Below are 10,815 nucleotides of genomic sequence, written 5' to 3' on the forward strand. Positions count from 1 at the left end.
AACGACGGGCAGCTCGACAGCCTGATCGTCAACACGCAGCAGCTCGTCTCGGGCCTGTCGGCCGACCGTGGTGTCGTCGGCTCCGCCGTGACGTCGCTCGCCGGCCTGACCAACGCGACCGCCGACCTGCTCGAGCCGACCAGGCCGTCGATCCAGGGTTCGGTGACTGCGTTGAACACGTTGGCCGAGACAGTCAACCGACGAAGCGACGACGTGGACACGGTCCTCGGAATTCTGCCCGTCAAACTCGAGAAGCTCATTCGCACGGCCCAGCAGGGATCCTGGTTCACCTTCTATCTGTGCGGTATCGACATCGTCGCCGGACCGGGTAGTTCGCCGAATCTGAATCTGCCGACCGGGCTGCCGACCGTCAACCAGCCGCTGTACACGAACTCCGCAGCGCGTTGCAAAGCTGGGGGGATCAAGCAATGAAATCTCGTCGTAGTCCGGCCACCATCGGTGCGCTAGGTATCGCAATCATCCTGCTCGCCACGATGTCGGTCTTCTTTCTCGACCGGCTCCCGATCATCGGTGCGGGTTCGGTGTACACCGCCGAGTTCAGCGAGGCAGCAGGGCTCAAGCCGCCCAACGAGGTCCGTATCGCGGGCGTGAAGGTCGGCAAGGTCACCGATGTGCGTCTCGACGGCGACCGGGTGCTCGTGGACTTCACGGTCAAGGACGCCTGGGTCGGCAACGAGTCGCGAGCGGCCATCGCCATCAAGACTGTGCTGGGGCAGAAATATCTGGCGCTCGACCCGAGCGGTCCGGAGACGTTGAGCCCCAAGGACCCGATTCCGCTCGAGCGCACCACGTCCCCGTACGACGTGATCGACGCGTTCTCCGCTGCGGCCTCGACCATCAGCGACATCGACACCGATCAGCTGGCGACGAGCATGCGGACCCTGTCCGAGGCGTTCTCCGAGACGCCTGCGAACATCCGTGCCTCGCTCGACGGTGTGACTCGGTTATCGCAGACCGTGGCCAGCCGTGACGAGGAACTGAAGAAGCTGTTCGAGGCCACCGGCGAGACCTCGAAGGTGCTGGCCGACCGCAACGAGCAGTTCAACCAACTGATCACCGACGCGGGCCCGCTTCTCGAAGAGCTCAACAATCGGCAGCAGGCCATCTCGCAGCTGCTCACCGGCACTCAGCGAGTGTCGCAAGAGCTGACCGGCCTGGTTCGCGACAACGAGGCCACCATCAACCCGATGTTGCAGCAGCTCAACGGCACCATCGAGATCCTGCAGCGCAACAACGACAACCTCGACCGTGCGCTGAAGCTGTACGAACCGTTCATTCGGCTGTACACGAATCTGACCGGCAACGGCCGGTGGATAGACATCACGCTGGCAAACCTCACACCGCCCGGAGTTCCGTTGATACCTGGTTACCGCCAGCCCTCGCTCGATACGTTGGCGGGGAACTGATGACAGACACGCAGACAGCACCGAGAAGCAAGAACAAGCTCGCGCTGATCGCCGTCGTCGTGACCGTGGCGCTCGTCCTCGCGGTCGCCGGCTGGTGGCTGTTCACCAGGGCCGGAACGACCAAGATCACCGCCTACTTCGACAAGTCGATCGGCATCTATTCCGGCTCGGAGGTGCGCGTGCTTGGCGTCAAGGTCGGTACGGTCGACTCCGTGACGCCGCAAGGCGAAGACGTGGAGGTCGTCCTCCGCGTCGACCGTGGGGTCGACATTCCTGTGGACGCAAAGGCCGTGCAGGTCACCCCGTCGCTCGTCGCCGACCGCTACGTCCAGGTTTCACCCGCCTACACCGGCGGCGACACCATGGCCGACGGCGCGACGATCGGTCGCGATCGAACCGCAACACCCGTCGAGGTCGACGAGCTGTACAAGTCCATCGACGACCTGTCCACCGCCCTCGGTCCGGACGGCGCGAACAAGGACGGCGCTCTCACAGATCTGGTCAACACCGGTGCAGCCAACCTCGACGGCAACGGTGAAGCGTTGGGCAACAGCATCACCCAGCTCTCGGCCGCCGGTCGAACGTTGAGTGACTCGCGCACCGACGTGTTCGACACGATCAAGAACCTGCAGACGTTCGTCAGCGCCTTGGCCGTCAACGATCAGCAGGTACGCAACTTCAACACCCAGTTGGCCGACCTGACCGGTTTCCTGTCGGGGCAGCGAGAGGACCTCGGAGCTGCACTCCAACAGCTGTCGGTCTCGCTCGGCGACGTGGCGACGTTCGTCGCGGACAACCGGACCCAACTGACCGATGCCGCGAACGGTCTCACGGTTCCGACGCAGACACTCGCCGACAACCGCGAGCAGCTGGTGCAAACGCTCACGTTGCTGCCGCTGGCCATCAGCAACCTGGTAAACGCCTACGACGCCGAGTCGGGAACGCTCGCCACGCGCGCCAATCTCCAGAACGAGACCCAGGATCCGCTCGGCACCCTGTGTCAGCTCATCGATCTCGGAAAGCTGGTTCCCGGTGATCCGCGCTTCGAAGCACTCGGTGCGCAGATTCAGCCGATCATCGATCAGTGCTCCAACATCACCACGATGATCCAGGCCCCGATCAAAGACCAGAACCGGATCGTGCTGCCGTTCGGCGTTCTCACCAACGACATCGAGCAGAACGTGTCCGTGCCGGGCACCGTGCCTGGCGTCGTCTCGCCCAGGCTCGGAAACAGCTCGATGCCCGGACTGGAGCAGTCGTACATCGGAGGTGGGGGACAGTGAGAGCCTCTGTGAATCGGAATCGAGCTCGAGTGAAGCGTTCTTTGGTGGTCGGAGCCGGTGCGTGCGTGGTGGCGCTGTCGGCCGGAGCATGCTCGTCGGCCGGCATCTACGCGATACCGCTGCCCGGCGGTGCCGACGTCGGTGAGAACCCGTTGAACCTGACGGTGCAGTTCGACGACGTACTGGACCTCGTCCCGCAGTCGACCGTGAAGGTCGACGGCGTCTCGGTCGGCCGCGTCGACTCGATAACGGTCCCGAACGACGGCTGGACCGCCGACGTCAACGTCATCTTGAATTCCGACGTCGACCTTCCGGCCAACGCGATCGCATCGGTGCAACAGACCAACCTGTTGGGCGAGAAGTTCGTGCAGCTCTCGGCACCTCCTGGCGACGAGGAAGCAGCGCGTCTGCAGGACGGGGCCACGATCCCGCTCGATCGCACCCGCCATGCCACCGATATCGAACAGGTACTCGGTGCGCTCTCGCTGCTGCTCAACGGCGGCGGTGTCGGGCAGCTCTCGCCGATCGTCAAGGAACTGAGCACGGCGTTCGACGGTCGCGAAGGCAGAACCAAAGAGCTTCTGCAGCAAGCGAACACCCTCATCGACGGCCTCAACCAGCAGCGTGACGACATCACCCGCGCCATCGACGGGCTGGACACTCTCAGCGGCCGCGTCAACACGCAGACCGACAAGATCGACGCAGTGCTGAAGGATTTGCCGATCGCCACCGAGGTTCTCGAGCAGCAGCGCCCGCAGCTGACCGAGATGCTCGGAGCGCTCGACCGTCTCGGAGCCGTCGGCACCGACGTGATCGACCGTTCCAAGGACGATCTCATCGCGGACCTGCGGGCACTACGCCCCACGCTCCAGGCCCTGGCCGATTCGGCGGACGACGTGGTGAGCTCGCTCGCGGTGATCCCCACCCTGCCGTTCGCGGACGGCACCGAGAAAATCATCGAGGGCAACTCGGCGAACCTGTTCCTTTCGCTCGACCTGTCGATCGGAACTGCGTTGCGCAACTTCGGCGTCGGGGAGGGCGATCCGGTCTACATCCAGCCCAAGTACGGCAACACGCTGCCCGTCGTCGACCCGTCGAATCCGTACTACAACGGCAACGGACCGCGCCCGGGTTGGCCGACGATCTCGCTGCTGCCGTTGCCGCCGATCATCCCGTCACCGGTTCCCGGTCCGGGTGCACCTGCGAACGAGCAGGCAGCGGCGGCCGCCGCGCCCGCACCGGCCGATCCGTTCGCACCGTTGAACGATCTGCTCGAGCGATTCGGAGTTGGACAGTGAGATCGAGACTGGTTCGCATTCAATTGGTCCTCTTCGTCGTGGTCTCCGTACTGGGGTCGGTCTATGTCGGTGCCAAGTACGTGCGACTTGACAACATGCTCGGCTTCGGGCAGTACCAGGTCGATCTGAACCTCGCCGATTCCGGTGGCATCTTCTCCAACGCCGAGGTCACCTACCGAGGTGTCCCGGTGGGAACCGTCGGAGATCTGGAACTGACCGAGGACGGCATCCGAGTCGCGCTCATGCTCGACAACGGTGGCCCCGACATCCCTGCCGACACCAAGGCCGTCGTGGCCAACCGATCGGCAATCGGTGAGCAGTACGTCGACCTGCAGCCCGAGACCGATCAGGGCCCGTTCCTGGTCGAAGGGTCACAGATTGCGCAGGCCGACACCACCACGCCGGTGCCGGTGGAAGAGGTTCTCGCCAACACGAACACGCTGGTTCGGTCGGTACCGCTGGAGACGTTGACGCGAGTCGTCAACGAGCTCGGCGTCGCATTCGACGGTAAGGGCAACGATCTCGCTTCTCTCGTCGATTCGCTCGGGAACATCTCCGAGGCTGGAAACGAGGCCCTGCCGCAGACGCTCGCGTTGGTTCGCGATGCGGTGCCGGTGCTGAACACGCAGTCCGAGCAGTCGGACCTGATTCGACAGTTCAGTACCAGCCTGGACGAGGTGACGGCTCAGCTGAAGTCGAGCGATCCGGACATCCGTCGCCTGATCGATACCGGTACTGCGGCGGGCGACCAGCTCGGTGGCCTCATCACCGATGCGGGTCCTGCTCTGACGACCGATATCAACAACCTGGCCCTGGTTGCTGCTCAGGCCGAACCTCGGTACGTTGCGCTTCGTCCGTTCCTGACGTTCCTGCCTGCACTCGGTGCCGGTATCTCGACGATCGTCCCGGACGACGGCACGATCCATCAGGGTCTGTTGCTCGAAACCAACAACCCGCCGCCGTGCACCGTCGGCTACGAGGGCAGCCAGGCGATCCTGGACGAGGAGAAGCGGAAGAATCCGAACTTCGACGAGACGCGGGAGAACTACCCGCTGAACCTCGATGCGAACTGCGCTACGCCGCAGGGCAGCGTCACCGGTGTTCGTAGCGCGAACCGAATCGTGTTCGCCGATCCGGACGTGCCGCAGCCGTGGGACCTCAAGCCCAAGGTCGATCCCGAGAAGCTGAACCTCAACCCCATTGCCACCCAGTTGGCACCGCTGATCGGCGTCACGCCGAAGTAGTGAAATCGGTGGAACTGCTGCTCAGCACTATCGTCGGGCCGAGAGTGGTTCGGCCGGATATTACCGAGTAGTAGGGTGGAAAGTGTGAACTCGAGCACCGAAGCCCTGGAGTCCCCAGCGACTCCAGGGCGCACCAAGACCGCGAAAATCCTGTTGGCCGTCGTCACGGTGATCGCCGTTGCCGCTCTCGCGGCGGCAGTGTTCTTCGGTTACGGCTGGGGCAATGCGTTACTGAGCCAAAAGCCCACCGCGGACACCAGGGACGCGGCGCTGACCGGAGCTCAGCAGGCCGCCGTCAACCTGAACACGGTCGACGCAGCAGCCATCGATCAGTCGTTCGACAACATGAAGTCGTCGATCACCGGCGACCTGATGCTCAACGACCTCGAGCAGACTCGCTCGGGCATCACCGATCAGGTTCGCCAGTCCGGTGCCAAGAGCGAGGCCGAGGTGTTGCACGGCACGCTCACCGAGCTGAGCACGGACGAGAACACCGCCACCGCCCTTGTCGTCATTGCGACGACGACCACCTGGCCCGATCGCGTCGAGCGCAGCAAGCTGACGATGCGTCTGGCCATGGAAGAGGTCGACGGGGTGTGGAAGACCAACAAGGTCGACCCCATCGGTTCACGGATCTCGCTCGACAACCCGAACACCAATCCCGTTGTTCCGACCGAACCGGGCGGCCCCGCCGACCCGAATGCGGTCGATCCGAATGCGGCCGATCCCAGTGCGGAAGCGACGCCGGCTCCCCAGCCCGACGCCGGCGGCAACTGAGAGACCCGGCATTGGTGTTTTCCGTCTGTACCGAAGTGAGTTTCGAAGGAGTTCTGTAGTGCCTCCCCAGCGTCGCAAGATCGTTCCACCCACCACCACCAGCAAAGTTCGCCGGAAGGTGGCCGGGACCGGGAAGCCGACTGCTGCCAACTCCGCCACGGACTCGACCGGTGCCGAGGCGTCTGCTGCGACCGAGACTTCGGCGATCACCACGACACCGCCGACCGAGCCCGTATCGGACAAGCCCGCAGCCGACAAGCCCGCACTCGACGAGCCAGCTGTCGAGAAGTCGGAAACCGACAAGCCCGCTGCCCACAAGCCTGTGCTCGACAAGTCGGCAACCGACAAGCCCGCTGCCGATAAGCCTGTGCTCGACAAGGCAGCAACCGGCAAGTCTGTGACCGCTGAGCCCGCAGCCGATTCCGCGTCGACCGACTCTGCCGCCGGGTCGGCGTCGGGGATCGGCTACAAGCACGTCATCGTCGTTGCGGTCATCGCCGTTGTGCTCGGTGCGTTCGCTGCCGTCGCCGCGTTCAAGCCGTTCGCCACGATCGACAACGCAGCCTGGGTGGATTCCGCGGCGACGCAGGAAGTCACCTCGGCCGCGACCGACGCGCTGCAAACCCTGTACACGTACAAGGCCGCCACGATCGACGCCGATTTCGATGCCGCTCGTGCGGTGCTCAATCAGTCGATGCTCGACGAGTTCAACTCCACCGCGGAAACCACCAAATCGGCTGTGGTGCAGACGGATACGGGAACCGAAGCCATGGTCACCGATATCGGCGTCTCGCGGCTGGAGGACGGCATGGCGGAACTGATCGCCAACGTGAACATCAGTGCCACGCAGAACGGTGTCGCATCGGGTAGTGCCGAGGGCCCGTTGACGGTGAACATGGAGAAGGTCGACGGCACCTGGAAGCTGTCGGCAATCGACGATCAGTAGGCGCGCCACAACAGCACTCGATCCGGCCCCGTTCGACGCAGAATTCCTGCTCGGACGGGGCTTTTTCGTGCGCTTTTCGGCGGTCTGTCACCGGCTGGCCACCGAGTTACCATCGCGATTGCGTCCTGGCTTGGGACGAGCCCTGGTTGTTCGAGACAACCAATAGACGCTCGACAGCCAGGGGTGGATCCGATGAAAACGGAGCATGCTGGTCATGACTGACACAACCATCGATTATTCCGTGCTGGAATCCAGGTCCGGTCGTTCGGGCTTTGCCGAGCACGTCAATCCCGAACTGTATCGGCTGTTGTCTGCGCTGAACTTGGATCGCGAGTACGTGCGGGGCGACGGGACGGTTCTGTTCGACGCCGCGGGTCGTCGCTATCTGGACTTCGCGGGCGCATATGGGGCGCTGCCCTTCGGCCACGGCCCCACTCCGATCTGGCAGGCGATCAACGATGTTCGCTGCAGCGGGGAGGCGATCTTCGTGCAGCCGTCGGTGCTGACGGCAGCGGGTGAATTGGCAGATCGGTTGGGGCGCATCGCACCCGACGGGTTGACGCGGACGACGTTCGTCAACAGTGGTACCGAGGCCACCGAGGTGGCGCTCAAGATCGCACGAGCGCACACCGGTCGGCTGGGTGTACTGACCACCGGGAACAGTTTTCACGGCAAGACTCTGGGCGCTTTGTCTGCGACGGGAAACATCAAGTATCAGAGCGGTTTCGGTGCACCGGTCGAGGGATTCGATCACATCGAGTTCGGTGATTCGGACGCGCTCGACGCGACCCTGGCGGCGGCACCCGGGCACTATGCGGTGTTTCTGGTGGAGCCGATTCAGGGTGAGGGCGGGGTGGTGTGTCCACCCGACGGGTACCTGCGTCGCGTGCGGGAGATCTGTGATCGGCACGGGGTGCTGATGGCTCTCGACGAGGTGCAGACCGGGCTCGGCCGGACCGGCAGGATGTTCGCCGCCGAGCACGAGGGTGTGGTTCCGGACATTCTCACCGTGGCCAAGGCGCTCGGGGGAGGGATCGTGCCGGTGGGTGCGGTGTTGTGTGCGCCGAGGTTGGTGGACGAAAGTTTCGCGCTCCGTCACACGTCGACCTTCGCGGGGAACGCGTTGGCCGCGCGGGTCGGTATCGCGGTACTCGACGAGTTGACTCGAGACGACTGCGCTCTGGTGCAGAACGTGGCCGTTCTCGGGCGGCAGCTGAAGAACGATCTCGGCGTGCTGGCCGAGAAATATCCATCGGTCGTCACCGAGGTACGCGGTCGCGGACTGTTGCTGGGCCTGGAACTCACCGCGGACGTGAATTTCGTCGGGCGACAGTCGTTGCTGGGATCGATTGCCGATCAACACAATCTGGCCGTGGTGATCTGCTCGTACTTGCTCGATGTCGAGGGGATACGTGTGGCTCCGACTCTGTTCGGCAACAGGGTGATTCGGATCGAACCACCGTTGACGGTGTCGGCGGTGCAGTGCTCGCGGCTGGTCGCGGCGTTGGATCGGGCATTGGGTTATGCGGCGGTGGGGGACCTGGACGGATTGTTCGGGCATCTGCTGGGCCGCCCGACCGTCGCCACTCCGCCCGCGCTCGAGGCGTTGCGCCCGGGTCGGACGCCCGATATCGCTGTGCGACCGGCCGATCGACGCTTCGCGTTCATCGCGCATCCTCTCGATCTCGGATTCTTCGCTGCGTTCGATCCGGCGCTGGAGGTGTTCGACCACGGCGAGCGGCAGGACCTGCTCGAGCGGTTCGCGGCATCGACGTCCGAGCTCGAACCTGCGTCGTTCGTCATCGGCAGCGGCCGAGTCGTCGGGGGTGAGGAGGCGACGGCGCACGGCGATCTGATCGGGCTGCCGTACACCTCCGAGCAGTTGCTGCACCTGCCGACCGAGCAAGCTCTGCGGGTGGTCGGCAGTGCCGTCGAACTGGCGATCTCACGCGGTGCGACGGTGGTCGGGTTGGGCGGTTATTCGTCGGTGATCACCGGAAACGGGTTGAGCCTCGGCGCGACGACGCGACCGATCACCACCGGCAACACGTTCACCGCTGCGGCGAGTCTGCGGGCTGTTCGACGCGTGTGCCGTGAACGCGGTATCGATGTCGCGCGGGCTCGGGTGACGATTCTCGGTGCCGCCGGCGCGATCGGGCGAACCATCGGCATGCAGCTGGCCGGTGAGGTCGGCAGCATCGTGCTGGTCGGTAGGCGGGGGGAGAGTTCGGTCATCGCGCCCAAGCTGTGGGCGGCCGCGCAGGAGATGGTGGCGAGCGCTCGGGCCGGTGCGGGTTCGGGAGATCTGGCCGCTGCCGCGCACGCGGTCGACGGTGATCTGGACGATCTGATCAGGTCGCGACATGTCGAGTTCTTCACCGATCCTGTTGCTGCGGTGCAGGATTCGTTGATCGTCATCGCTGCGACGTCGGCGCCGCATGCGCTGATCGATCCGACGGATCTGATGGAGGGTGCCATCGTCTGCGATGTTGCGCAGCCGCCGAACATCGGCCGGGACGTGCGCAGTGAGCGGCCCGACGTGACGGTGTTCGACGGCGGCATCGTGCGGGTGCCGTCGGGCTCGGATTTCGGGTTGACCTACGGGTTGGCTCCGGGGCTGACGTACGCCTGCATGGCCGAGACGATGCTGATCGCGTTGTCGGGTGAGTTCGGACTGCGCAGTATCGGCACCACCCTCGACGGCGACAGCGTGGAGCGGTTGGGTGAGTTGGCGGACGTCCACGGTTTCGCGCTCGCCGAGGCCACGCGGTGGCGCGAGGGCGACCGGTAGACGGCAGGGGGCGGGGCGCGTCGGTTTCCCGCCCCCCCGACTGCGTCGATGGACCCTTGCATACGTCTCGGCGGTGCAATGGTCCATCGACGCGACTGGTTCGAGTGCGGTATCACGAACAACGGATCGGGCCGAACCTCTTGACGAAGGGGGCGGCACGGTTCACTCTTGTCGTCAGGAGCACCCCCAGTGGTTTCTGAAGCGCAGTGGTTTGATGAGCGCAGTGGTTCTGGGCGTTCGGCAGGCGACACGCTTTCGTCGAGTCGGCGCGTGAATGGACCCCGGGTGCTACTTTTGATGCCCCCGTTGCGCTGTGCGCACATTTGGGGTACCTTTGGACGTTGCGCTGGCTGCCTCCTGTCCACCTCTCGATCGCTGTTACCCGAAAGCACGTTTTCGGGCCGCTGTGATGGGGATTCGGTCTGGTTGCACCAGCCGAAATTCGCCCCACATATAGCAAACAGATACAGCGGCGGTCGCACTGCACGAGCGACCCGCGTGAGGTGCTGGAAGGACGCATCTTGGCAGTCTCTAGCCAGACCAAGGCAGTTGTCGGAACACCGGGAGCCCCGAGGAGGGTTTCGTTCGCGAACATTCGCGAGCCGTTGGAGGTACCCGGTCTCCTCGATGTACAGACGGATTCGTTCGAATGGCTGGTAGGTGCGCAGAGTTGGCGTGACCGTGCCGCCGCCCGCGGAGACAGCAGTGTCGCCGGTGGACTCGAGGACATCCTGACCGAGCTCTCTCCGATCGAGGACTTCTCGGGCTCGATGTCTCTCTCCTTCTCCGACCCACGATTCGACGAGGTCAAGGCCTCGACCGATGAGTGCAAGGACAAGGACATGACGTACGCGGCTCCGCTGTTCGTCACGGCCGAGTTCATCAACAACAACACCGGTGAGATCAAGAGCCAGACGGTCTTCATGGGTGATTTCCCGATGATGACCGACAAGGGCACCTTCATCATCAACGGCACCGAGCGTGTCGTCGTCTCGCAGCTGGTGCGTTCTCCGGGCGTCTACTTCGATCACTCGATCGACAAGACCACC

7 protein-coding genes and 2 pseudogenes are annotated in these 10,815 nt (G+C 64.2%); all 9 read left to right on the forward strand.

Translation table 11 applies throughout. The features are described from left to right. Positions 1-432 (forward strand): annotated as a pseudogene (locus A2J02_RS21610) (MCE family protein); the annotation flags it as partial. Beyond that, entirely contained in the window at positions 429-1,427 is a 999-nt protein-coding gene (locus A2J02_RS21615; protein ID WP_008713869.1) for an MCE family protein, read from the forward strand. The pseudogene A2J02_RS21610 and the gene A2J02_RS21615, both read left to right, overlap by 4 nt. Further along, positions 1,427-2,710: an MCE family protein gene (locus tag A2J02_RS21620; protein WP_027498221.1), complete on the forward strand. Its 1,284-nt coding sequence runs from the start codon at positions 1,427-1,429 to the stop codon at positions 2,708-2,710. Before A2J02_RS21615 ends, A2J02_RS21620 begins: the two co-directional genes overlap by 1 nt. 29 nt (positions 2,711-2,739) lie before the next feature. Further along, the gene (locus tag A2J02_RS21625; RefSeq protein WP_027498220.1) at positions 2,740-4,008 is read left to right on the forward strand and encodes an MCE family protein; all 1,269 of its coding nucleotides are present in this window, start codon (positions 2,740-2,742) and stop codon (positions 4,006-4,008) included. Then, complete coding sequence (locus A2J02_RS21630; RefSeq protein ID WP_068053356.1) at positions 4,005-5,252, forward strand: MCE family protein; 1,248 nt, start codon at positions 4,005-4,007, stop codon at positions 5,250-5,252. Before A2J02_RS21625 ends, A2J02_RS21630 begins: the two co-directional genes overlap by 4 nt. An 84-nt stretch (positions 5,253-5,336) precedes the next feature. Further along, positions 5,337-6,029: a hypothetical protein gene (locus A2J02_RS21635; protein WP_094641129.1), complete on the forward strand. Its 693-nt coding sequence runs from the start codon at positions 5,337-5,339 to the stop codon at positions 6,027-6,029. Between the two features lie 58 nt (positions 6,030-6,087). Next, a complete protein-coding gene (locus A2J02_RS21640) occupies positions 6,088-6,975 on the forward strand; it encodes a hypothetical protein (protein ID WP_068053358.1) in 888 nt (295 codons plus the stop codon). Positions 6,976-7,189: 214 nt separating this feature from the next. Continuing rightward, positions 7,190-9,766, forward strand: a complete 2,577-nt coding sequence (locus tag A2J02_RS21645) for an aminotransferase class III-fold pyridoxal phosphate-dependent enzyme (protein ID WP_068053363.1) — start codon at positions 7,190-7,192, stop codon at positions 9,764-9,766. Between the two features lie 503 nt (positions 9,767-10,269). Continuing rightward, positions 10,270-10,815, forward strand: a pseudogene (locus A2J02_RS21650) (DNA-directed RNA polymerase subunit beta); the annotation flags it as partial.

It is taken from the genome of Rhodococcus sp. EPR-147 (genome assembly GCF_001647185.1).
GTDB lineage: Bacteria > Actinomycetota > Actinomycetes > Mycobacteriales > Mycobacteriaceae > Rhodococcoides.

Bases quoted from the DNA above. Each gene is read 5' to 3' on its own strand.
- A2J02_RS21615 (WP_008713869.1), top strand. From the start codon at position 429: ATGAAATCTCGTCGTAGTCCGGCCACCATCGGTGCGCTAGGTATCGCA.
- A2J02_RS21645 (WP_068053363.1), top strand. From the start codon at position 7,190: ATGACTGACACAACCATCGATTATTCCGTGCTGGAATCCAGGTCCGGT.
- A2J02_RS21620 (WP_027498221.1), top strand. From the start codon at position 1,427: ATGACAGACACGCAGACAGCACCGAGAAGCAAGAACAAGCTCGCGCTG.